Genomic DNA, 21,507 nt, shown 5'->3' with positions numbered 1-21,507 from the left:
TGCCTCCCTGCTGCGGCGCGGGGGTGCTGGGGGTGCCGGTCGGAGCCGGGGTGATGATCTTGTCGCCGCCCTGGAGACTCATCAGGCACCACCGGCCTGCTGCTGGCGCAGCTGCTCGGCCTGCTGACGGGCGGCCTCGGCCGCCTGCGCGGCCTGGTTGGCGGACTCGATGCGGCGGGCGACCTCCTGGTCGCCGAGGTGCTGGCTGCTCATTCAGCACCCCGCCGTCTGCGGCAGCAGGCCGTTGACGAAGGTGCTGACGGCGTCCTGGACAAACCAGCTGAGGTGCGCCCAGCTGGTGCGGGCGGTCTTCGCGTGCTGCTCGGCCTGCTTCCAGACCTGGGCGACGATCGTCATCACCGCGGTCTCGTCGGCGGCCGGGGCGACCACCGAGAGGTCGCGGACGACGAGCGCCAGGACCCGGCCCTCGAACTGCTCCTGCAGCACGACGCTGGCGTGCTGCTTGATGCCAGGGACGCCGTGCGTCGCCCCCGCCGAATCGGTCATGATGTACATGCGGATCACTCCCACGAGAGTCGATTCGAAGTGGTCCCAGGCCGGTGTAGCGAGCACCGGCCTGGGGCCCTTTGCGTTCTTGGCCCTTCGGACCTTGTCGGCTTAGCCAACTTAGCTGGTACAGTTTTGCTGTGTCAACTAGGTCAATGAAGCTAGTCATGCCAGGAAGGCGGGCCTACGATGTGGCTCATGACAGATCAGTTCGCCCAGCCCTACCAGCGGATCGTCCAGGATGTGCTGGACCAGATCCGCCTAGGGCGGCTCAAGGCAGGAGACAAGCTGCCCAGCACCCGCGAGCTTGCTGCTCACTACGACGTAGCACCGGGCACTGTGCAACGCGCACTCTCTGAGCTCCGCAGCGGGAAGGCGATCTACTCTCAGCAGGGGCTCGGGTCGTTCGTGCGCCAGCCGGAATCCGGCGCTGCTCCGGCTCCCGCGACCATCGAGGCACTGGCCCAGCAGCTTGCTGAGCTGACCAACCGCGTCGAGATGCTTGAGCGGCAGAAGTCGCAGGATGACTGACCCGGAGGCCATCCGCTTCACCACTGCGCCCACCCCCTGTATCGAGTCCGTCCTGGCACGACTAATCACAGCTGGTGGAGCGTCAGATCGACATCGCATCCGCGTCATGAGATCCGTGAATCTGCAGCTCAACGCGTTTTCAACATCTGCATCAACATGGGATTCGGTGCCGTACTCATAGGCTCCGAGCATGGCAAATACACAGGCGGGGGACATGGCAAAGAACCGGCTCGGGTGGCGTCCCGAGAAGCTGCGGGAGCAGCGAGAGGCCCATGGCCTGACGTTGGAGCAAGCTGGCGAACGACTCCGCGACGTCGCGGAGAAGGCCGGCTTGAAGGGGATCCCGGCTGCATACCCGCAGACCCTCAGCCAGCACGAACAAGGCGACGTGTACCCGGGCCCGCACTATCGACGGGCGTACTGCCTGCTGTACCGAGCGACCGAACCTCAGCTGGGCTTCCGCAGCGCCTTGCCGGGTGAGAACAGCCAGTTCGAACTGACGCCGCTGGACGACACGCTCGCCGGAAACCACGTCCTCGCCGTCGAGCGAGCGCTGCTCCAGATCTCGGCAGGATCGGCCGAAGCGGACAGCTACGGGCTTCAGCGGCGGATCATGGATGCATGGAAGCGTCGTCACACAGGAGGAGACCCGCACCGTCCAGTCGTCATCCTGGTCGGGGGATTCGCTGGTAGTGGCAAGACGGAGTTCGCTCGCTTTCTGACCCAGCTGACCGGCTGGCCCCTTCTGGACAAGGACCCGCTCACCCGACCGCTCGTCGAACAGCTCTTGGTCGCCCTCGGTGGAGATCGCAACGATCGCCACACCTCGCTGTATCGCGAGCAAGTACGCGCCGTCGAATACGACTGCCTGATGCAGGCGGCCTACGCCAACATCAGCTGCGGAATCTCCAGCGTGCTGTCCGCCCCGTTCATCGCGGAGATGACCTCCGAGGAGTGGATGACCCGGCTTAGCAACCGCTGCCGCGCTCAGGGGGTGGATGTCTTCCCCATTTGGGTCCAGTGCGATCCGGAGTCGATGCGCGAATACATTAGCTTCCGATCTGCGGCACGCGACGCCTGGAAGCTTTCCCGGTGGGAGGAGTACATGGCAACGGTCGATGTTGACCTACGCCCGGTGGTGCCGCACCTGCTGGTGGACAACCGGATGGGTTCGGCAATTTCGCTGGCCGACCAGGCACGACACGCTCTCGCGGCGGTGCGCGCATGAACAACCAACACGGGGTCATCCTCTACGGGCCACCCGCCACGGGCAAGGACACCATCACCACCGCGCTGAACCAGATGAACCCGGAGTTCGCGCTGTTCTCGCGGGTGAAGGTCGGCCCGGGCCGGTCCGCCGGCTACCGGATGGGCACCCCGGAGCTGCTGGAGCAGCTGCGCGCCAACGACGAAGTGGTGTACGAGAACTCGCGCTACGAGAGCACCTACGTGACAGACCGTCCGGGCCTGGACGCCGCGTTCGCCGCCGGGGTTCCGGTGATGCACCTGGGCCAGGTCGATGGGGTGCGGGCCGTGGTCGACGGCTACCCGGCGCGGTGGCTGACCGTGCTGCTGTGGTGCGAGCGAGAGGTGACCGAGGCCCGCTCGGTCGGCCGCGGCGACGCGGACACCGCCGCACGGCTGGCGGCATGGGACGCGACCAGGGCCGATCTCGACGCCAACCCCGACTTCCAATTCGACGTGACGATCCGGACGGACGAGGTCGAACCCGCCGCAGCCGCAGAGCTGATCAGCCGCGCACTGCCTGGCCGCAGTGCCGCTGGCGAGCTGGTGATGGTCGACCTCGACGACACCCTGATCGACCGGCTCGCCGCCGTGACGGCCTGGGTCTCCGGGTACTGCGCCGGTCACGGCCTTGCTGCGGATGTCGAGCAGCGGATGCTGGAGGCGATGCGGCTGCGGGCGGACCGAGGCGAGATGGACCGGCTGCGTGCCGACCTCGCCCTGCCGGAGTCCGCCGACGAGCTCTGGGCCCGCTACCGACCCGAACTCGCTGAGCTTGTCCAGCCGTTCCCCGGGGTCCTCGACGCCGTGGCTGCGGTGCGCCAAGCCGGGCACAAGGTCGTGGTCGTCACCAACGGCGGTGGGGACATCCAGCGCACCAAACTGGCCGCCGCCGGTATCGCCGACATAGTGGACGCGGTGGTCGTCTCCGGCGAGATCGGCTCCCGCAAGCCCGACCGGCTCCCCTTCGCGGCCGCCGCCGCGGCGGTCGGCCGCGACCTCGCCGACGGCGGCTGGATGATCGGCGACAACGCCGAACTGGACGTCGCTGGCGGCCGCGCCGCCGGGCTGCGCACGGTCTGGATCTCACACGGACGACCGTGGCCGGGCGGCCCCGCGCCGGACTTCGTCGCGCAGAGCGCGATCGAGGCGCTGGCGCTCGTCGGCGGGGGCGCCCAGTGACGACCGGTCAGGTTCTCGGTGTGCTGCACCCGGGCAGCATGGGCGCCGCAGTGGCCGCGTGCGCGGCGTCGACCGGCACCCGGGTTCTGTGGTGCCCGGCCGGGCGCAGCGGAGCATCGGTCCGGCGCGCGGAGCAGGCCGGGCTGGAGCCGGTGCCCGTTCTGGAGGAGCTGTTGGCGCAGTGCGACGTGGTGCTGAGCCTGTGCCCGCCGGCAGCCGCGGAGGATGTCGCGGCCCAGGTCGCAGCTCTCGCCTTCGCGGGAGTGTTCGTGGAGGGCAACGCGATCAACCCCGAGCGGATGGTGCGGATCGCGGAGAATGTGGGCCGCAATGCCGTGGTCGTGGACGGCGCGGTGATCGGCTCCCCGCCGATCGGCGCCAAGCGCTGCGCGTTGTACCTCGCCGGACCGGCTGACGCGACGACTGCGGTGGAGGCGCTGTTCACCGGCACCGCGGTCTCGGTGCCGGTCCTCGGCGACGAGCTGGGGAAAGCCTCGGCGCTGAAGCTCTCCTACACCGCCTACCAGAAGGCCAGCCGCGTCCTGGCCGCACTGGCGTACGGGCTGGCCGAGCACCACGGCGTCGACCAGGAGCTGCTGGACGTCGCGGACAAGCGGGCCGGGAGCTACCTGGTGGAGATCGACTACATCGCCAAGACCGCAGGCCGGGCCTGGCGCTGGGCTCCGGAGCTCGAGGAGGCGGCCGACGCACTCGGTAGAGTTGGTCTGCCGGACGAGCTGCTGCGCGCGGCGGCCGCGACCCTCGATCTCTGGACAGACGCGAAGGACCGGAAGGACCTCACAGCTCAGGAAGCAATCGCGATGCTGAAGAAGGCTCAGAGACTGGAGGGGGGAGACACACCGTCGAATCGGTAGACACGCTCCGCAACAGCAGTACTAGGCTCCATCCTGGTGCCCGTTAGCGGAGCACTCAGAACAGATGTCCAGAAATAGCGAAGCGGCCCCCAGTCGCCAAACTTGGGCCGCTCGCTGTGTATCCAGTCGTTGCCGACGGTACCAGGTGTACCCAGGCCGGGGCGAGAGACACCCGTCTCTCGCTTGGCCGGGCTACGCCAGTCGGTACCTGCGGTAGCGGCGCGTACCCCGAGAGGCAGCGCCCCGTGCTCCAGGCCGACTCACCGGCCGACTCCACCGCACCGTCCGGTGTGAGTTCCGATCAGTTCCACCGCCGCTTCCGCGAGCTCTGTCCACAGGGCAGCCGTGAGACGACTGGCGACGTGAAGACCACCCAGCCGAAGTCCAGCTTGCGCACGTGTCACACCGTGCCTCGGAATCCGGCCTGTAGGGGCGTGCATATCCACACCCCTGTCCTGACCTTTCCCAATTCCCGCTCGGCCGTCCAGGCCGCGCTGCTCCTGGCGCTCGCCGCCGGATCGGAGGTGAAGTGATGAAGATGCCCGACCCCGAGTTCGCGAGCGCCTCGGTCCAACGTGCCTGGGAGCCTCCCGAGGAGGTCGTCGTTCCGTACGCACTGGCGTACTCGCCCGGTCTCCAGCCCGAGGACTACGGCGTGCTGATCCGCCTGCTGCTGCGGGACCCGGGCCAGCCGTCGGGGATGCCCGCGCTGTCTGCGGAGTTCCAGGCGACCGGCTGGAAGATGGGCGAGAGCCGCCTGCGCGGGGTGATGAGCCGCCTGCAGAAGGCCGGTCACGTCAGCCACGTACGGGACGGCTACGACGAGAAGAACAAGCGCCCGAAGTGGAAGTTCATGGTCTACCGGAACCCGGCGAACAACAGCGCCTACGTCTCCCGGGGCACCCGAGGTGCTGAGGCATCGTCGCAGGTCAGTCCGACACTGCGAAATCCAACGTGTCGGCCTGAACAGGCCAGTACTCACCCTGCGATTTCCAACGTCTGTGCAAGTCAGGCCGACACTGCGATTTCCAACGTGTCGGAGACACAGACGTTGGATTCCGACGCGTTGGAAACCAACGTCTGTGCAGGTCAGGCCGACACGTTGAAATCCAACGTGGTTCCACACCTCCAGGAGGAGGTAACTACCTCCTCCCCCAACCCCCGCTCGAACCCCACCCGTCACGACGGGGTGGGGCCCCGGGAGGAGGAGGGGGTGGTCTTCGACCCCGAGGAAACCGCGGCCGCCGTCCGGCTGCTCCAGGTGCTCCCCGACCCGTGGACGGTCGGGCGCGCGAAGGCCAAGGTCCTCGCCCCCGGGCTTCTGGAGGCGATGGCGGACCAGGGCTGGCCCGTGATCACGAAGCTGGACAGCCACACCGGGCGGCTGCTGATCCAGCAGCTGACGAAGAACCCGGGCGGGATCAAGAACTACCCATCGATCCTGGAGCGCGACCGCATCCCGAACCTGCCGTTGTTCGAGGTTGTGGCCGGGCCGGACGCCGCACCGTCGGTGGGGCCGGAGAATCCGTGCCCCAGCCACCCGCGGCTTGAGGCTGCCGGGTGTCCGCAGTGCGCGGCCGACGACGAGGTCGACCGGCGGCGCCGCGCGCTCGATGCCGAGCGCGGTATCGATGACGCCTCCGCCCTCCAGGCGCTGGCCTCGCTGCTCCAGCAGGCCAAGAACCCCCGCACGCCGAACGACCGCAAGCGCGACGCGGCGGCACGCCAGGCTGCGGAGGCCCGCCGCCAGTCCGCCCAGCGCGCCGAGTACCTGGCCCGCTGACCACCCGAGAACAGCACGACGGCCGCCGGTTCACCTCGCCAGGCCCCGGCGGCCGTCCGATCCCGAAGAGAGATCACCATGAGCGTACCCAGCCAGAACAGCACCGGCCTCGAGTCCGCGGCCGCCGAGCAGGCCGAGCCGGACGACGACTGGAGCGAACCGGAACCGGAGCCGGACGACGACTTCGACCCGGACACCCCGCTCCCCGCGCCGCGCGCCGCGTTCGGCCGCGACCGGCGCGGCCGGGACCGCGGCCGCACCGACACCGGCGCCGACTTCGAGCGGGTGCCCCCGCAGGACCTCGCCGCCGAGCAGTCGGTCCTCGGCGGGATGCTCCTGTCGAAGGACGCCATCGGCGACGTGATCGAGCTCCTCAAGCCGGCCGACTACTACCGGCCCGCCCACGAGCTCATCCACGGCGCGATCCTGGCCCTGTACGGCCGGGGCGAGCCCGCCGACCCGATCACCGTGGCGGGCGAACTGGGCAAGCGCGGCGAGCTGGTCCGCGCGGGCGGAGCCTCCTACCTGCACACCCTGGTCAACACGGTGCCCACCGCCGCGAACGCCGAGTACTACGCCGAGATCGTCCACGAGCGCGCCGTGCTGCGCCGCATGGTCGAAGCCGGCACCCGGATCGCGGGCATGGGCTACACCGCCGAGGGCGACGTCGAAGACCTCGTCAACGCCGCCCAGGCCGAGGTGATGGCGCTCGCCGAGCAGCGCGGCGAGGACAGCCTGGCCCCGGTGATGGACGGCATGGACGTCACCATGGGCAAGGTCGAGGACCGCAAGCACAACCGCGGCCGGATCACCGGCGTGCCCACCGGCTTCGCCGACCTCGACCAGCTCACCCAGGGCCTCCAGCCCGGCCAGCTCATCGTCATCGCCGCCAGGCCCGCCGTAGGCAAATCAACGCTAGTACTGGACATCGCCCGCTCAGCCAGCATCACCCACCACCTCACCACCGCGATGTTCTCCCTGGAGATGGGCCGCGAGGAGATCCAGCTGCGCGCCGTGTCCGCCGAGGGACGCGTCGCACTGCACCACCTGCGCTCGGGCGAGATGACCGACGACGACTGGGTGCGCTCCGGCCGGGCGATCAGCCGCATGACCGACGCGCCGCTGCTGATCGACGACAACCCCGTGCAGTCCGCCCTGTCCATCGCCGCCCGCTGCCGCAAGATCAAACAGCGCCGGGGCCTGGACCTGGTCATCGTCGACTACCTCCAGCTGCTGCAGGGCGCCGGCCGCCGCGCGGAGAACCGCCAGCAGGAGGTCTCCGACATGTCCCGCAACCTCAAGCTGCTCGCCAAGCAGCTCCAGGTGCCGGTCATCGCCCTGTCCCAGCTCAACCGCGGGCCCGAGCAGCGGGCCGACAAGCGTCCGATGCTCTCCGACCTGCGTGAGTCCGGCTCCATCGAGCAGGACGCGGACGTGGTGATCCTGCTGCACCGCGAGGACAGCTACGAGAAGTCGACCCCGCGCGCCGGGGAGGCCGACCTGATCATCGCCAAGCACAGGAACGGGCCCACCGCGACGATCACCACCGCCTTCCAGGGCCACTACAGCCGCTTCGTCGACATGGCCCGCGACGACGAACCCGGCCGGAACTTCCCCGGCACCGACGAGCACGAGCCCGACTTCACCCCGATCGGCGCCGTCGCCCCGACGCCCGCTGAACCCGCTCCGTGGAGCCCTGGCTCCAACCTGGGCTCGGAACTCGGACTCTGACAGGCCCCAGAAAGGCCCTGACGGCCTCTCAGGCGGCCTCGGACCGCCTCCCGGCTCCCGCCGTCCGTTCGATCCGAAGATTGCCCCGCAGAAGACGATCTAGGGCCTTCCTGTTCGAGTGGCGGAGCCGATCCGTTCGAGTCGGGCCTCGCGCGCACGTGCGAAGCCACCCGCACCTGGCCTACGGCCGCCCGGAAGTCTCGACCGGGTTCTGGAGAGGGCTCTGGATATTGGGCGTCACCCACGACGCCACCCTGGCGTCACCCACGACGCCACCCCTGGCGTCACCGGTGACGCCACCCCCACCTCGGCCGGTGCACCGATCCCTGGCCGTGTCGGTCGCTCGATCCGTGCTGTCCGGGTTCACCTGGAAGAGGTGCCAAAACCTTAGATCCAGCATTAGAAACTGCACTACGATGAGGTGTTAGGAGGTACGACATGCCTGAGGGGACGGACCCGATCGACGCGCTGCTGGCGGAGGTCGACGAGGAGGAGCTCCCGCCGCCGGCGGAGCGCAAGCGGCTGCGCCGGGCGGCGCGGCTGACCCGGGCCCGGGTCGCGGAGCAGGTGGGGGTGCGCGAGGAGACGGTCTGGACGTGGGAGACCGGGCGGTCCGAGCCGCGGCCGCCGCAGCGGGGCCTGTACGCCCGGCTGCTGCGCGGCTTGGGCGAGCGGTTCCCGGCGCCCGCTGGCGCGGCCCGTCCGGCCGCGCTGCAGCTGCCGGTGTCGGTGCCGGTGCCGGAGACGTTCGCCGCCGCGCCGGACACGCCGCCCGTCCCGGCCGCGTCGGTTGCTGCGCCCGTGCCGGTCGAGCCGGTGGCGCCGCAGGTGGTGATGCTGGACCAGAACCCGGACGGGTCGCTGCTGATGGCGTCGGCCGCGCCGTGCGTGCAGTGCGGGCAGCCGTCGGTCTACCGCGTCCAGGGGCACCCGATGCACCTGGGCGGGCTGTGCCGCCCGGCCGCCGCCCCCGCCGCTCCTGCCGCGGCCGCGGTCCCGGCCGCCACCGCCCCCGTCGACCGGGCCGTCCAGGTCGACCCGGCCGGTGATGCGCAGGCCCGCGCCGCCGCAGCACCGGCCCCGGCCCCGGCTTCGCCCCGGCGGAGCTCCGCCGGGGCGAAGCCGGCCGCCACGGCGCGGTCGGCCGGCTCGACCAGGTCGCGGAAGGCCACCGCGGCGAAGAAGCCGTCGGCGACGTCGTCGACACCGGCGTCGGCGTCGTCTGCGGTGGCGGAGTGGCGGCAGGCCGCGCAGGCCCGGTTCCCGGGCGGGCCGCTGGCCGTCCTGGACGTCGCCGCCGACGGCAAGACGCTGATCGCCTACCTGGCCGACGGCAGCACCGCGCCGACCGCCCCGACGACCCGGACGCTGGTCGGCTTGGTGGAGTGGGCGATCGAGGCCGGCCTCGGCGGCGCCCGCCTGCACCGGTTCGGCAAGGACAGCGATCCGGTGCTGGTGCTCACCGACCGGGTGCTCGCCGCCGTCGGCCTGCCCGCCGCGGGCGAGGACGAGAAGAAGGACTTCGTGTCCCGCCTCGGCCGCCTGCCCAAGACCCACAAGGCGGTCAAGGCCATCGAGCGGGCGGGTTGGCAGCTCACCCAGCGCGGGCTGGGCCGCTGGGCCCGCGTCTACCGCCAGCCCGAGGGCGGGCGCCGGGTGTGCGTGCAGCTGTGCATCCCCGGCTGGGGCGCGCTGTCCGCGAAGGACCACTGGGCGATCCCGGAGTCGGTGCTCGCCGATCCGGCCGCCCTGGCGGTGCTGCTGGGCACCTACGCGGAGCGGGTCATCACCCCGTGTGGCGGCGCCCCGGTCTCCGGCCTGGAGCTGATGACCGCGCTGCGCCCGCGCACCCGCTGGGTGATGAACCCGGACGGCACGAAGGGATCTGCCCTGGTGGAGGGCTCCCTGCACCACGCGGTCGACGCCGCGCCGTGCGAGGTGCCGGACATGCACCCGCGCGCCAAGGAGCGCCAGGGCGACGGCCCCGAGCACGTGATGGCCGAGGAGTCCTGGGACTGGCACCGCCCCGCCGACCTGGTCGACGAGAGCGAGCGGATCCTCGCCTGGGCCGTCGGCCTCGACACGAACACGGCGTTCCTCGCCGCGAGCGCCCGCCTGGTCGTCGGGCTCTCGGAGCCGGTGCACGAGCTGAACCCGGCCTTCGACCCGAAGATCCCCGGCGCGTGGAAGGTCGACCTCTCCGGCCTCGACCTCGACCCGCGGCTGCCCAACCCGTTCACCCCGACCGGCGAACGCCCCACCGGGCCGGGCTGGTACGCCACCCCGACCGTCGCCTACGCCGTCGAACTCGGCCTCCAGGTGCGCCCGCTGGAGGGCTGGCTGCGCCACGATTCCGGCCCGTACCTCGACCCCTGGTACGAGCACCTGCGCTCCGCCTACATGACCACCATGGAGCGCCTGGGCGTGCCCGCGGACCTGGCGGTGCGCGACCTCGGCGCGCACCTGGAGGCGATGGCCCGGCTCAAGGAGGGCGACCCGGCCGAGCTGGCGGTGCTGCACGCCATCAAGGCCAGCGCCAAGAGCGGCATCGGCAAGCTCAGGGAGAAGCCGCGCGGCCTGGGCTACAAGTTCGGCGAGCGCTGGTCGGCGCTGGAGCGGCCGACCTGGCGGCCGGACATCCGGGCGGCGGTGATCTCCGCCAGCCGCGTCAACATGCACCGCAAGATGCTCAAACTGGCCACCGCGACCGGCCGCTACCCGCTCGCCGTGGCCACCGACTGCGTGGTCTACGCGGCGGCCGGCCCCTCGCCGCTGGACGTCCTGCCCTACGACGCCGACGGCAAGCCCACCGCGATCCTCGGCGCGAACGGCAAGCCGATCACCGGCCTGCCCCGCCTCGGGGTGTCCCCCGGCCACGTCAAGCACGAGGGGAGCAGGCCGCTGGCGGAGGTCCTGGAGCAGATCACCGACGGCTACAACCCCGGCCGCCTCATCAAGGGCGGCCCGGCCGCCGACGACCAGTAGCACCCGCCACCGGCTCGGCCGGGCCCCGCTCGCCACGGGCCCGGCCGGGCCGGGCTGTCCACGACTTCGACCACCAGCAGCGGCCGCCCAGGGCGGCCGGGAAGGAGCGCGGCCACCGTGAGCCGCCGTATCGACGAAGGGCTGGAGCGCGCCGAGCGCACCCGCCCCCTCCCGCAGTCCACCGCCGCCCAGGTTCGCTTCCTCCTCAAGGGCGCCAAGGGCTCCACCAAGGCCCTGGCCGCCGAGCTCGGCGTCTCCCAGCGCACCGTGCAGCGCTGGCTCAAGGGCCAGGGCACCCCTAAGCCCGCCGCTGCCAAGGCCATCGCGACCAAGGTCCGCACGAAGTGGCAGCCCAAGGTCAAGGAGCGCGTCCGCAAGGCCGCGGAGAGCAACGGCTTCACGTTGCACCTCAGCGCGACGTTCGGCTACAGCGCGGCCGGCGGATCTACCGACGACCCCCGCCCGCGCATGATCAGCCAGAAGATGCCCGGCGACGTCGCCCGCCGCCTCTACGAAGCCCGCGACGCCGGGGCCAGCCAGGCCCAGCAGGAGGAGATCCTCGCCGACGCCCTGTCCGAGTACTACTTCCGCAACAAGGGCGCCCGCGCCCGCGGCCTCGACGCCGAGGTCAACTCGGTCGAGTGGATGGACATCGAGCTGTAGCACCCCACAACCGCCCCGAGAGCGAATCCCCCCGACAAGGACTACGACATGACCCAGGACGACGCACCCGCGCCCGAGTTGGACGAGTTCGGCTTCGACCCGTACGAGGACCTCCTCGACCTCGACCGGCCCTTCCCCCTCGTGCTCTACCGTCACGGCCCCGACGGCGAGCTGATGCTCCCCGCCGCCCACGTCGGAGCGCTGCTGCGCCACGCGGCCGAGACCTTCCGCTCCTGGCGCACCAGCGGCCGGGTGCCCCTCGACCTGGAGACCACCGGCCGCCTCTACGGCGGCCTGCTCCAGCACGCCGCGGACATCGACACCGCCGTCGCCGACACCGCCCGCAACGGCCTGCCCGACCCCGACACCGCCGCCAGCCGCGCCCGCGCCGACCGCATCGCCCACGAGCTCGCGGAGATCGCCGACGCCTGGTCCGCCGCCGGTACCCCCTGACCCGCACCCCAGCGGAGGCCCACAGCCGCCGATGTCGCCTATAAACGCCCTCCGCGCCGCCCGATCGGCAGCGCGGAGGGCGTTTCCCGTGGATCGGAATTCACGTTCTCCGGCACGGTGAGAGACCGGCGCGAGAAAATCCCGATGGGAATTCAGAAATCCGAGGAAAGGAACACCGCCCCCGATGACCGCCACCACCGACGCCGTCGCCGCCGCCGACGGACGCCCGGACACCGTCGCCGCGACCGGAGCCGCCGACGGCACGACCGTTCTCCCGGCCGCCCGGCCCGCCCCGGTGCCGGCCTACGCCTGGTTTGGCGAGGTGCCCGAGCACCTGCTCACCCGGACCCAGTTCGACCGCCTCGACCTCCCGCGCCGCCCCGGCGGCCCGCACCGCGCCACCGTGGCGGGCAGCACCCCCGCCGGGAAGGACACCTTCCGCCTCTACGACCTGGCGGAGTCGCTGCCCACCGCCGCCACCGGCGCGCAGCTCGCTGCGGCCGCCGCCCGCTCCAGCACCGCCCGCACCTGCGAGGAGTGCGGCGCCCGGCCCGACACCCCGCCCACCGCCTGGTCCGACGCCCAGGGCTACCGCAGCCGGCTGATGTGCCGCACCTGCCTGCAGATCGACAAGGCCCGCCAGGCCCAGCAGCAGGCCCGCGTCGACTCCGCGGCCGCCGCCCGCGAACTCGCCGACCTGGTCGCCGAGCGCGCCGAGCAGCTGGTCGCCCTCGACGTCGCCTACACCCTGCGCGCCACCCCCTCCGGCAAGCCGGTCCCGGCCGCCGCCACCCTCACCGCCCTCGACCTGTTCGGCACCCCGCTGTTCCGCCGCACCCTGCGCCTGACCGGCCCGCGCACCAAGGGCGCCCCCGACCACGCCGTCCCCGCCGCCGACGCCCTGGACGAGCTGTCCGGCATCCTCGCCGGCCGGACCGTGCTGATGTGGGACCTGGACGACCTCGACGCGCTGCGCCGCGCCGCGATCGACGCCCCGGCCTACCTGCCCCGCCGCCGCCGCTGCCGCAGCCTCCACCAGCTGGTGACCCGCTGGCGGGCCGACGTCGGCGCCGACGCCCGGCTGCGCCCGGCCATCGCGCCCGGCACCGCGGACCGCCTGCTGCACCTGGTCCACCTCGCCGCCGGGACCACCGCCGCCCGCCGACCCGGCGAGGCCGCCCTGCCCGGCCTGTAGCACCACCGCGCTCCGCCAGGCCCGCTACCCGGTGCGGGTCCCGTTCGTTGAACCGGCTCCGGAGCTGTGTCCGCACAACAGCTCAGGCACGAAGCGAAGGAGCCGGTCATGCCGGACGCGGACGGGGACCTGTACGTGATCACCCTGCTGGACAGCCACGGCGACGAGGACTGGTGGCTGGCGAGCATCGACGTGGAGGGCAAGTACCTCAAGCTGACCGACTGGGGTGTCTCCCTCACCGGCTGCTGGACAGAACTGGTCTGCAAGCGGAGCGACGACGGCCAGCAGTACGGGTTCCAGGTCGGCCGCTGCTTCCTACCCTGGGCCCGCATCGACCGGATCGAGGACAAGCAGGACAACACCAAGGACTTCGGCGACTTCGACGCCTGGGCACAGCGCTACGGCCTCAACGCCGACGACATCCGGGCCCAAGAGAAAGTGCACAACGAGAACGCCGGCTGACCGGCCTCGGCCGCGCACTCTGTCCACAGGCCGTGGGAACGACACTCTTCCCCAGCAGGCCCGGCACTGGTCCGGGTCGCACCCCGAGGGAGACCACTGTGCCCATGACCGCGCCCGACTCCGGCCGGCACCTGCCCCACCACGACCACATCGCCCAGGTCGTCACCGCGCTCGAAGCCGCCGGCCGCGGCCCCGGCGGCTGGCTCCTCGACCAGGACCCGGACGGCGCGCTGACTGCCCAACTTGGCTGGGGCGCCGGAGCCCACGACCCGGCCGGCGACCCGGACGCCTACGACGCCGACCTGCTGCTCACCGTGCACTGGCACCAGCGGGACGGCTGGTCGTACATCTGGGACCACGAGGCCCAGTCCGACCTGCCGTTCGTCCTGATGCACCTCGACCTGCCCGCCGACACGGACCCCGACGGCGTCGCCGCCGCGCTGCTGGCCACTACGATGAGCGAAAGCACCGACCCGGCCCGCTGGCCGAGCCACCCGCGGATCGGCGCGCCGCAGGGCACCACCGCCTGATCCGGGCCTGATCCGGGTTGGGACAACCCTGGGACAACCTTGTCCCAGCACTGTCCCAGCACGCCGGTTATGCCCGTTTTGCTAGGACAGTCCCAGGCCATTTCCCCAGGTAGCGGCGCTTCGCGCTCTACCTGGGACGCAGCTGGGACGACCTGTCGGCTACCGGCCCGCCCCGGATGACCCGTCTCATCGAAGTTTGACGAGTCTCAACGAAGTTTGACCGGTGACGTCCAAGTGCTTGCCCGGCTACAGTTCCGCCTCGTGACTGATGCTTCCCGTCGTACTTCTGCAGACGACGACGCGCTTCTGGAAAGGTTGCGTGCTCTTGCCTGGGGTGCAGAAGGTGCGGGTGTCACCCACGGCTGTCTCCCGGATCAGCCGTTTCCTCCGATCACGGCATCCGAGGTTGAACAGGTGGAGCGGGAGATCGGATACGAGCTGCCGCCGCTGCTTCGACGTATCTACACCGAGGTTGGTGATGGCGGGTTCGGCCCGGAAGGCGGTCTTGCCTCGTTGACACCACGCCGCATCCCGGAGTGGCACCGGCCGGACTGGCCGCTCGCGACTTCCCCCCGCACTCGATATCCGGAGTGGGGGCCGCCGCCCTCCTGGCTCTTCCTGACCGGTGGCGGCTGCAGCATGCAGTGGTACGTCTCGTTGATAGCGCTCGACAACCCGGTCCTGCTCTGGGACGCCGACGGCTGGGAACCCGACTGGGGCGAGAACCCCCACGACGGCCTGCACTACGCGGCGCCGTCACTGCGCCAGTGGCTGTGGACCTGGGCAGATGGCGGCGATGTGTGGGACGAAGCGCTCAAGATCGTGTAAGCGCACCTGCCGGCAGAAGAGGCCGGTCAAACTTCACTGAGACTGGTCAAACTTCGCTGAGCCGGGACACCGGAGCTCCCGGCGGCGGCGCGCAGCCGCTCCACCACCGCTGACCTCTGACAGGTGACCCTGACCGTTTGCCACCTGATCTTGATCACCACCAGGTTCCTGCCACCCGATCTTGACCGTCTGCCCGCTTCACCAGGAGGTCAGGCAGCGCCTCGCGGTCTCAGCGGCTCGCCACGGGGTTCCCTGCGCTGTTGGCCCGCGCCACCATGGGTCTCCCGGGGCGGCACGATTGGACGGCCCCGGCCATTGTCTGGAGGGGCCATGGCTCAACCCGTGCGACTGATCTGGGCGAACAACCTCGACGACCGGGACGGCGCCACGCTCACCGGGACCGGCTACTCGGAGCCCATCGACCTGACGGAGGCGGAGTCGCTCTTCTTCTCCGTTGTCGTCGGCGACCCCCCGCACGACATGGCTGAGCGCCAAGCCAAGGGCGCCCAGCTCACCGTGAGCCTCCAGGTCAGCGATGCCGGCGGCACCTGGCTGCCCGTCACCACACTGAACCCCGAAAAGCCCAGGCCCGTTGGGTACCCGGTTCCCGGGTGGCTCGAGTACCCGCCCTACAGCTACGCCTCCCTGGGGCTGCACCTTCCCCACATCGACCGTCGCTCGAACCACTCCATGACGCCGATGGTTCTCCCGGCCATCGCGGTGATCCGCTGGGACGCCTACCGCCAGGCCCCTGATTCCAGCTGGCAGCCCGCGTCCTTCGGCAAGACCGTGATCTCCCTGTACGGACGCTGATCACAGTGCCGTCCCCCGGTCAAAGTCACCTGGCAATCGGTCAAGGTCGCCTGTCAGAGGACAACCGCCTCGACCGCCTCGCGGGCCTGCGGGTCCGGATGGCTGGCCAGCAGGCCGAGCAGTTCCACGGCCGCGCTCACCACCGCGACCGGCACCGCGACCGTCTTCAGCATCGACAGCTGCGCGACGATCCGGCGGCCGGTCGCGGCGGCGACCGGGTCGACGTCGGCGGCGCCGTCGGTGGGGATCAGGGAGGCCAGGCCGGTGCCGAGCACCCGGGCGGGGGAGGAGGAGCTCACCCCCGCTCAACCTCCGCCGGGCCGCCGAGGTCTCGGCCGTCCGGGTGACCGGCGCCGACCCGGACAGGCAGGTCACCGAGGGGCGGGAACAGATGGACACAGATCATCGGCCACCGGCCTCCCGGCCGTCCTATTTGCGCCGATAGATCTGTTTTATCTGTATCCTCGACCCCCCGTTTTCCCAGGTGACAGTGTTTCCTGACTCCATCTGTCTCTTCTGTATCTATCTGTCTCCCGGCTCTCGGGCGGCCCGGCCGACGGCCACCGCGGCGTCCATCGTCGCGACCAGCACCGGCACCTCGTGCTCCGCATCGCCGTCCCCGCCCACCGCCGCCGGCATCGCCGCCGCCACCGCGCAGACCGCCACCAGCGCGACCCGCTCGCCCGCCGACAGCACTGGCAGGCCCTCGGCGCAGACGCTGCCGGTGACGACGTCGGCCGCCAGGTCGTACGCCAGCTCCTCGGTGAGAACCCCGCCGCCGCCCGGTACCGCCTCCGGTCCGCACGCCCGCTCCACCGCGTCGGCGGCCCGCTCCAGCACCACCCGGTGCCAGCGTTCCGCCTGCCGCCCCGCGAGCTCGCGCACCCACCCCGCGCCCCGCCGACCCGCCTCGTCCGCCTCGGCGAGCAACACGTTCTCCGCGTGCTGCCGCTCGCGCTCCAGCTGCTCCTGGTCCTCGTCCTCGGCGGCCTGCTCGGGCAGCGGGAGAGCGATCACGTTCGTCATGCCCGGCCAACTCGTCCCGGCCCGGGAAGGGCACGGGCGGCCGGTTAGATCGGTCCGGACCGCCGGTTAGTTTCGCCCCCGGGCCGGTGAGTTCCGCCCCGCGCAACCTTGCCGTCGCAGGTCAGCGCGTACGGCTGCGCAACGCACCCTTGCGCAGTCGCACATCCGCACCCCGCCCCGAGGTGCGACTGCGACGGCCCGCGCAGTCGTACCTCCGCACCTGGTTAGAACCGCTGCGAATCGGCGAGTTACGCCCCACCAAGGTCTGGGATTCGCCCCGCCTCAAACTTTCCATCGCAGGTCAGCGCACTGCGATAGGCCGCGCAGTCCTCAGCCGGCCCTGCGCAGCGCCCGCCCCGCCGACCGCACCCCGCACCCGCTCCGGCCGCCGTCCCGCTCCGCGGTCGCACCTCCGCCGACCCCGCTCTGCGCATGCGCAATCCCCGCCCCGCGCATGCGCAGAGCCGGATTGCGCAGCCCTGCGCAGAGCGTTGCGCAGCGGCCCCGGCGCTGCGCAACGGCCGTCGCAGCGCCGCGCCGCCGTCCGCCCGCTGCACTGTGCAGCACGCCCGCCCGGAGCGCCGCCTTCACATGCTGCACACACCTCCGGTCGGCGCTGCACTCGGCACCCGCTCCCCGGCCACCAAGGTCCGGAATCGCCCCACCAAGGTCCAGGGATGCGCCCCACCCACCGGCCACCAAGGTTCGGGATGCGCCCCACCAAGGTTCGGGGCGAATCCCCGGACGGCCGCTGACCTGGGCAGCTACCATCCCCGGCATGGACAGCGCCCCGCAGGCCACCGCGACCGCCCAGATGCCCGACGGCGCGCCCGCGGCCCCGAAGTGCGCCCGGCCCGGCTGCGAGGAGCCCCTCCCGCCGTCCCGCACCCGGCCGCGGACCTACTGCTCCCGCGCCTGCCGCAGCAAGGTCGACCACGCCAAGGCCAAGGCCCGCAAGGCGGCAGCCGAAGCTGCAGCGCCGTCGCCGGCCCCCGCACCCGGCCCCGCCGCCACCGCGCCCGCGGTGCCCGCCGTCCCCGTGGTCAGCACCTGGGCGGCCGACGGCGAGCACTGGGGCGAGGAGGGCCAGCGCCTCCTGGGCACCGCGGACGCGCTGCGCCGCAAGCTGACCAACTTCCTGCTCGACATCGAGGCCGGCGCCGACCCGGTTGCCGCGTTCAAGGTGCTGACCGACCTGCTGCCCTCCTACAGCACCCGCCTCTACCGCACCGCCGAGGAGATCCGGGACCGGGCCCGCTGGCCCGACGCCGACCCAGACGAGCGCATCCGCCGCCGCATGATGGAGCGCATCGACCTGTGGGACGAGGCCGACCCGGACCACCCGGACGAGCAGGACGACCAGGGCGAGCAGCTCGACCAGGACGACGTCCTCGACGCCGACGGCCAGGGCGACGAGCAGCAGCCCGTCCAGGCCGCGCCCGCCGCGCCCCGTCGGCGGCCAGCGGGCCCGCTGGCGGTGCCCCAGGAGCCGTACCTGCGGGGCCTGGGCAAGTTCGACCGGATCCGCGACGCCAGCCGCCTGATGGACCAGCACGGCTGGGACCTCGCCGGCTGGACCCGCGCGCCCGGCGTCTACTACGTCCGCCGCCTCGGCCGCGCGCTCGCCTGGATCGAGCACGGCGTCGGCGGCCGCGACGGCTGGGTGGTCGTGGTCGACGAGGGCTTCGTCGCCGACCCCGCCGACCGCACCCAGCCGCTGGTCCTCGACTCCGAGAGCGCCGCCGCCCTAGTGGTGCGCCAGGCCCTGGAGCAAGGGCTGATCGACTTCGACACCGCCCCGACCCACACCTGACCGGCCGCCCGCCGACTCCCGGAAACCGGGGGCGCAGGCCCGCGCCGGGTACCGTCGAACCGCCCCCGTTGGGCCTTCCCGGGCCGGTGAGTTTCGCCCCTCGAACCGGTTGTCCAGGCCCGTCGGCCCGCTTCCGACGCCGCTTCCGATCCCGCTTCCGGTGCACTTCCGCCCCCACGGCACATCGGCGCAGGTCAGACCCCTTGTCCAGGCCGCCGGAAGACGCCGACAACCCCTCTGTCGCCTAGCGCGGCTCCCTCGGGCTCGCGTTGGGCCGCGTCCGCCCTTTCGCCCAACCCCCGGGCTGTCACCCCCGACCCCCAGGGGAGCAGCCCGGAGCTCACGCCGCGGCCGGGCAGCCAGGCGTTGCGTGGGTGCGGGCGGGCCGGGCCGGGGCGGCGGCGGGCCGGAGCGGCGCGGACCAGGCGGCGAGGCCGGGCAGGAGCGGCGGGGCCGGCTGCTGCGGGCCGACGTCGGCGGGCCGAGACAGCCGTGATCGACTGTCGGTGCCGCGAGGTATGCAGAGCACCCAGCCGCCGCACCGAGCCAACACGTGGGGGAGAGCCGTGAGCAGCCACCAGAGCGCCCCGGACGGGCCCGACGACCCGAACAGCCCCGGACCCGCCGCCGCGCCCCGCAAGCGCGTCCGCAAGGCGTCCAAGACCAACCCCGGCGGCTCCAGCAACGACCTGCGCGCCGACGTCCTACGCGCCCTCGCCGTCGTCAAGATCGCCACCCCCCACCAGCTCTGGCGACTGCTGCGCCCCCACGCGCTGGAGAACAAGTTCGCCCGCGCGACCTTGAACGACCTGGAGAAGAAGCGGATCGCGGTCAAGCACGGCACCGGCAAGGACGGCCGGGACATCTGGGGCATGACCACCGCCGGCCGCGACGCGGCCAAGGCGCTGTTCCCCGACGGCCGGGAGATCGGCGGCATCGCCCGCAAGGCCGGCAGCAGCTCCGCCGCCGGGCACGCCCTGGCCGTCACCGAGACCATCATCTCCTTCCTGGTCGGCGGCACCGGCCCAGGCGTCGACCCCAAGGGCATCCACGGCGACCGCACCGCCCCCGGCGTCGGCCCCGGCTTCGGCCGCCTCGAGCAGTGGGCCACCGAAGTCGAACACCTCACCCCGCACAAACCCACCGTCCGCACCGACGCCGTCCTGCGCGCATCCGACCACGGCATCCCGGTGCTCCTGGTCGAAGTCGACCTCGACAACGAGTCCAACCCGATCGTCGCCACGAAGATCGACAACTACCGGAGCTTCTTCGAGCACGTCCGCACCCGGCCCAACCCCCACCAGCGCGGCACCTTGGCCTACGCCGACTGGGCAGACAGCAGCCGCTCCCGCGAGATCCACTGGCGGCGCACCTACCCGCCCACCGGCCGCCCCGGCTACCCGCCCATCGCCATCGTCCTGGGCCACCTCGGCGAGCGCGCCATGCGCCAGCGCGTGGAAGCCCTCACCCACATGACCCGCCACCACTGGATCGGCCGGCACCTCGGCGACGGCTTCTACGACCGCAGCGAGGCGATCCCGCTGCTGTTCACCAGCCTGGAGCTGCTGACCGAGCGCGGCCCCCTGTCCACGATCTGGCGCCGCGCGGGCCGCGAAGGCCCCCTCCAGCCCCTCCACGACGCCCTGGACGACCACGACGGCCCCGACGCCTACGCCAAGCACCAGCAGGCCAAGCGGGCCCAGCAGCAGGCCGAGCAGGAAGCCGCCGAACGCCGCCGCAAGGAGCGCGAACTCCTCGCTACCGCCTGCCCCACCTGCCACCGCACCGCCGACAAGTACAAGAACCCCACCTTCGCCTCCGACGGCACCAAGCTCTGCCGCTTCTGCCAGAAGAAGGCCGACGAAGCCGAGCGCGCCCAGGTGGCCCAGCAGATCACCGCCGCCGCCGAGACCCATAGCGAACGGGTTCAAATCGCCGAGAACGCCTCTCTTTTCCGGACGGTATTCGGTGCACGAAAGCCGAAAGAATCCAAACGCCGATAAGCACCAAAAACAATCCGGCACGAGCTTTCAACGGCGCAGTGCATTCACAAAAGCCAGACCCGCCGCGATCGTGCCTCTCGGCCAACACCGGGAGGCACAATCGAGACCGGATCAGAATTCACCCCGGCTGCGCCCGGAAAGCCAGCACCGAAACACACCGGGAGAATATCCGGCTGCCGCGCGGTGCAATCCCCGCCTAGCCCAGACAAAGGCCCGCGCGAACAGGCGCACCCGCACCCCGGCCCCTCACTCCCGCCGTCCCGGCCGGGCCGCCACCGGCCCAGGCCAAGGCATGTAAGCCCACAGCGGCCCGGCCGCCCCGCCCCGCGGCCCGGTGCCGGACGGCCCAGACCGCTCGGCACCAACAACAGGGAATGCAGACGGGCGAATTCTGAAACACCAGTCGACCCGACCCGGGGAGGGAATTCGACAGCGGAACGGCGAGCCGCGTGATAGAATCCAGGCATGCAAACAGCCGCGCCGGAGAAACCGTAAGGATTTCCGGAAGTGCCCGGTGGGCATCCCCCAACCGGCAGGGTTTACCAACGGAGCATGACTGATACACTCGGAATCACTGACGGGCCGTCAGTCGGGCGGTCACAAGGTCTAGACCACTGGCCGGGGCGGCCCGAACGGGAGCGACACCGACCCGCACGCACCCCCCAACGCCCACCCCTCCCCCTAGTCAGCCTGTTGTGAGGTCAGCCAAAAATCCAGGTCAGCGACTTGATCGAGCCTCAGCCGCTGGGGCCGTCGGAGCGAAGCGGAGCGGCCGGCCCGAGCGCGGAGCGCCGGGCCCACCCGGGCGAAGCCCGGGTGCGGACACGCGGAGCGGGTCCGCCGGCCCCCAGGATGGGGGCCGCGCACGAAGGGCCGAAGGCC

At 71.6% G+C, this 21,507-nt stretch carries 21 protein-coding genes; 17 read left to right on the top strand and 4 right to left on the bottom strand.

Features of this window, described 5'->3' with window-relative positions:
* Positions 1-81 precede the first annotated feature (81 nt).
* Positions 82-213 carry a hypothetical protein gene (locus tag OO57_RS46775; protein ID WP_267884960.1) on the bottom strand — a complete coding sequence of 44 codons (132 nt, stop codon included), beginning with the start codon at positions 211-213 and terminating at the stop codon, positions 82-84.
* Entirely contained in the window at positions 214-516 is a 303-nt protein-coding gene (locus OO57_RS14720) for a hypothetical protein (protein ID WP_033252888.1), read from the bottom strand. It abuts the gene before it with no gap.
* Between the two features lie 189 nt (positions 517-705).
* Here OO57_RS14720 and OO57_RS14715 point away from each other — a divergent pair, with 189 nt between their 5' ends.
* From OO57_RS14715 to OO57_RS14640, 15 genes are all read left to right on the top strand, one after another.
* A complete protein-coding gene (locus tag OO57_RS14715; protein ID WP_033252934.1) occupies positions 706-1,038 on the top strand; it encodes a GntR family transcriptional regulator in 333 nt (110 codons plus the stop codon).
* Positions 1,039-1,252: 214 nt separating this feature from the next.
* A complete protein-coding gene (locus tag OO57_RS14710) occupies positions 1,253-2,266 on the top strand; it encodes an AAA family ATPase (protein WP_033252887.1) in 1,014 nt (337 codons plus the stop codon).
* Complete coding sequence (locus OO57_RS41080) at positions 2,263-3,465, top strand: HAD family hydrolase (RefSeq protein WP_081973688.1); 1,203 nt, start codon at positions 2,263-2,265, stop codon at positions 3,463-3,465. Before OO57_RS14710 ends, OO57_RS41080 begins: the two co-directional genes overlap by 4 nt.
* A complete protein-coding gene (locus OO57_RS14695; protein WP_324606783.1) occupies positions 3,462-4,340 on the top strand; it encodes an NAD(P)-dependent oxidoreductase in 879 nt (292 codons plus the stop codon). The genes OO57_RS41080 and OO57_RS14695 overlap by 4 nt, the downstream gene beginning before the upstream one ends.
* Before the next feature lie 245 nt (positions 4,341-4,585).
* Positions 4,586-4,873, top strand: a complete 288-nt coding sequence (locus OO57_RS14690) for a hypothetical protein (RefSeq protein ID WP_033252886.1) — start codon at positions 4,586-4,588, stop codon at positions 4,871-4,873.
* On the top strand, positions 4,873-6,123 hold the full coding sequence (locus OO57_RS14685; RefSeq protein ID WP_033252885.1) for a hypothetical protein: 1,251 nt from the start codon (positions 4,873-4,875) through the stop codon (positions 6,121-6,123). The genes OO57_RS14690 and OO57_RS14685 overlap by 1 nt, the downstream gene beginning before the upstream one ends.
* Before the next feature lie 78 nt (positions 6,124-6,201).
* A complete protein-coding gene (gene dnaB, locus OO57_RS14680) occupies positions 6,202-7,854 on the top strand; it encodes a replicative DNA helicase (RefSeq protein WP_081973687.1) in 1,653 nt (550 codons plus the stop codon).
* Positions 7,855-8,292: 438 nt separating this feature from the next.
* A complete protein-coding gene (gene tap, locus OO57_RS14675) occupies positions 8,293-10,839 on the top strand; it encodes a telomere-associated protein Tap (RefSeq protein ID WP_033252884.1) in 2,547 nt (848 codons plus the stop codon).
* Between the two features lie 117 nt (positions 10,840-10,956).
* Complete coding sequence (tpg, locus tag OO57_RS14670) at positions 10,957-11,502, top strand: telomere-protecting terminal protein Tpg (RefSeq protein ID WP_051777614.1); 546 nt, start codon at positions 10,957-10,959, stop codon at positions 11,500-11,502.
* A gap of 48 nt (positions 11,503-11,550) precedes the next feature.
* A complete protein-coding gene (locus OO57_RS14665; protein WP_033252883.1) occupies positions 11,551-11,955 on the top strand; it encodes a hypothetical protein in 405 nt (134 codons plus the stop codon).
* Between the two features lie 184 nt (positions 11,956-12,139).
* Positions 12,140-13,150, top strand: a complete 1,011-nt coding sequence (locus OO57_RS14660; protein ID WP_033252882.1) for a hypothetical protein — start codon at positions 12,140-12,142, stop codon at positions 13,148-13,150.
* A 108-nt stretch (positions 13,151-13,258) separates the two neighbouring features.
* Positions 13,259-13,612: a hypothetical protein gene (locus OO57_RS14655; protein ID WP_033252881.1), complete on the top strand. Its 354-nt coding sequence runs from the start codon at positions 13,259-13,261 to the stop codon at positions 13,610-13,612.
* A 104-nt stretch (positions 13,613-13,716) separates the two neighbouring features.
* Positions 13,717-14,142 carry a hypothetical protein gene (locus tag OO57_RS14650; protein WP_033252880.1) on the top strand — a complete coding sequence of 142 codons (426 nt, stop codon included), beginning with the start codon at positions 13,717-13,719 and terminating at the stop codon, positions 14,140-14,142.
* Between the two features lie 261 nt (positions 14,143-14,403).
* Positions 14,404-14,970 carry an SMI1/KNR4 family protein gene (locus tag OO57_RS14645; protein ID WP_033252928.1) on the top strand — a complete coding sequence of 189 codons (567 nt, stop codon included), beginning with the start codon at positions 14,404-14,406 and terminating at the stop codon, positions 14,968-14,970.
* Between the two features lie 330 nt (positions 14,971-15,300).
* A complete protein-coding gene (locus OO57_RS14640) occupies positions 15,301-15,783 on the top strand; it encodes a hypothetical protein (RefSeq protein WP_033252879.1) in 483 nt (160 codons plus the stop codon).
* A 53-nt stretch (positions 15,784-15,836) separates the two neighbouring features.
* Here OO57_RS14640 and OO57_RS14635 read toward each other — a convergent pair whose 3' ends face one another.
* The gene (locus OO57_RS14635) at positions 15,837-16,082 is read right to left on the bottom strand and encodes a hypothetical protein (protein ID WP_033252878.1); all 246 of its coding nucleotides are present in this window, start codon (positions 16,080-16,082) and stop codon (positions 15,837-15,839) included.
* A gap of 223 nt (positions 16,083-16,305) precedes the next feature.
* The gene (locus tag OO57_RS14630) at positions 16,306-16,809 is read right to left on the bottom strand and encodes a hypothetical protein (RefSeq protein ID WP_033252877.1); all 504 of its coding nucleotides are present in this window, start codon (positions 16,807-16,809) and stop codon (positions 16,306-16,308) included.
* 778 nt (positions 16,810-17,587) lie between these two features.
* On the opposite strand from OO57_RS14630, the gene OO57_RS14625 reads away from it, so the two are divergent.
* Positions 17,588-18,622, top strand: coding sequence for a hypothetical protein (locus OO57_RS14625; RefSeq protein WP_033252876.1), 1,035 nt, complete (start codon positions 17,588-17,590; stop codon positions 18,620-18,622).
* Positions 18,623-19,188: 566 nt separating this feature from the next.
* Positions 19,189-20,625 carry a replication-relaxation family protein gene (locus tag OO57_RS14620; protein ID WP_033252875.1) on the top strand — a complete coding sequence of 479 codons (1,437 nt, stop codon included), beginning with the start codon at positions 19,189-19,191 and terminating at the stop codon, positions 20,623-20,625.
* The last annotated feature ends 882 nt before the right edge of the window (positions 20,626-21,507 follow it).

This window comes from Kitasatospora phosalacinea (assembly GCF_000717185.1).
Taxonomy (GTDB): domain Bacteria; phylum Actinomycetota; class Actinomycetes; order Streptomycetales; family Streptomycetaceae; genus Kitasatospora; species Kitasatospora phosalacinea_A.
Note: the sequence above shows the minus strand (reverse complement) of the source record. Positions and strands in the feature narration are given on the sequence as shown.

Bases quoted from the DNA above. Each gene is read 5' to 3' on its own strand.
- OO57_RS14650 (WP_033252880.1), top strand. From the start codon at position 13,717: ATGACCGCGCCCGACTCCGGCCGGCACCTGCCCCACCACGACCACATC.
- OO57_RS14630 (WP_033252877.1), bottom strand. From the start codon at position 16,809: ATGACGAACGTGATCGCTCTCCCGCTGCCCGAGCAGGCCGCCGAGGAC.
- OO57_RS14710 (WP_033252887.1), top strand. From the start codon at position 1,253: ATGGCAAAGAACCGGCTCGGGTGGCGTCCCGAGAAGCTGCGGGAGCAG.
- OO57_RS14715 (WP_033252934.1), top strand. From the start codon at position 706: ATGACAGATCAGTTCGCCCAGCCCTACCAGCGGATCGTCCAGGATGTG.
- OO57_RS46775 (WP_267884960.1), bottom strand. From the start codon at position 213: ATGAGCAGCCAGCACCTCGGCGACCAGGAGGTCGCCCGCCGCATCGAG.
- OO57_RS14660 (WP_033252882.1), top strand. From the start codon at position 12,140: ATGACCGCCACCACCGACGCCGTCGCCGCCGCCGACGGACGCCCGGAC.
- OO57_RS14640 (WP_033252879.1), top strand. From the start codon at position 15,301: ATGGCTCAACCCGTGCGACTGATCTGGGCGAACAACCTCGACGACCGG.
- tap (WP_033252884.1), top strand. From the start codon at position 8,293: ATGCCTGAGGGGACGGACCCGATCGACGCGCTGCTGGCGGAGGTCGAC.
- OO57_RS14665 (WP_033252883.1), top strand. From the start codon at position 11,551: ATGACCCAGGACGACGCACCCGCGCCCGAGTTGGACGAGTTCGGCTTC.
- OO57_RS14720 (WP_033252888.1), bottom strand. From the start codon at position 516: ATGTACATCATGACCGATTCGGCGGGGGCGACGCACGGCGTCCCTGGC.
- OO57_RS14685 (WP_033252885.1), top strand. From the start codon at position 4,873: ATGAAGATGCCCGACCCCGAGTTCGCGAGCGCCTCGGTCCAACGTGCC.
- dnaB (WP_081973687.1), top strand. From the start codon at position 6,202: ATGAGCGTACCCAGCCAGAACAGCACCGGCCTCGAGTCCGCGGCCGCC.
- OO57_RS41080 (WP_081973688.1), top strand. From the start codon at position 2,263: ATGAACAACCAACACGGGGTCATCCTCTACGGGCCACCCGCCACGGGC.
- OO57_RS14625 (WP_033252876.1), top strand. From the start codon at position 17,588: ATGGACAGCGCCCCGCAGGCCACCGCGACCGCCCAGATGCCCGACGGC.
- OO57_RS14655 (WP_033252881.1), top strand. From the start codon at position 13,259: ATGCCGGACGCGGACGGGGACCTGTACGTGATCACCCTGCTGGACAGC.